Origin of the sequence: Kosakonia quasisacchari, from assembly GCF_004331415.1 — a bacterium.
GTDB lineage: Bacteria > Pseudomonadota > Gammaproteobacteria > Enterobacterales > Enterobacteriaceae > Kosakonia > Kosakonia quasisacchari.
In genome coordinates, this window is record NZ_SJOP01000077.1 from 1 (window position 1) to 560 (window position 560).

At 64.5% G+C, this 560-nt stretch carries 1 protein-coding gene and 1 pseudogene; both read right to left on the bottom strand.

Features of this window, described 5'->3' with window-relative positions; all coding sequences use genetic code 11:
- Positions 1–325 (bottom strand): filamentous hemagglutinin N-terminal domain-containing protein (locus tag E0L21_RS24745; protein ID WP_165501956.1); only part of this gene is annotated, 325 nt, incomplete at its 3' end.
- A 12-nt stretch (positions 326–337) separates the two neighbouring features.
- Positions 338–560, bottom strand: a pseudogene (locus E0L21_RS24750) (ShlB/FhaC/HecB family hemolysin secretion/activation protein); the annotation flags it as partial.

Sequence of the window (560 nt, forward strand, 5' to 3'; positions counted from 1 at the left end):
TCGCTTCCTGCCCGGCCTTCAGGTTCGGGTTGTTCTGGATAAGCCCGCCAAGCTGGGTCTGGTTCAGCTGTCCGGTGGCGTTGTTGAGGATGAGCCCCTGCTGGCCGACGTTGTATTCGTTAAACTGGTTGTGCGAGATGCCCGCGCCGTTCGGCGTGGCAATGTTCACCACCGGCACGCCGTTGCCGGCTTTGTCCATGCTGGCCGGGCCGGTCGGCGTGATGGCCGCCGCGAAGGAAGGTGCCACGGGCTGCCAGACCAGCAGGCCGATAATCAGCCAGCTGAGTGCGCGCTGCGAGAAACGAACCGGTTTATCGGTATTCATCCTTGTCTTCCTTTAAAAAGTGACAGCCACACGCCAGTTAAATGTCAGGTGGTCCGGGCCGAGCCAGTCCGGGTAACGCAGCGGTGTGCCGACAGAGACCTGGCTTGCGAACCAGCGCCCGGCGCTGCCCAGGCCCGCAGAGGTTCCCCAGAGCGTGCCGGCGGCGTACCGGTCAAGCCGGTCTTTCTCCAGCCAGCCGCCGTCCAGCGCCGCGGTGGCGCTTATCTGCCCGAGC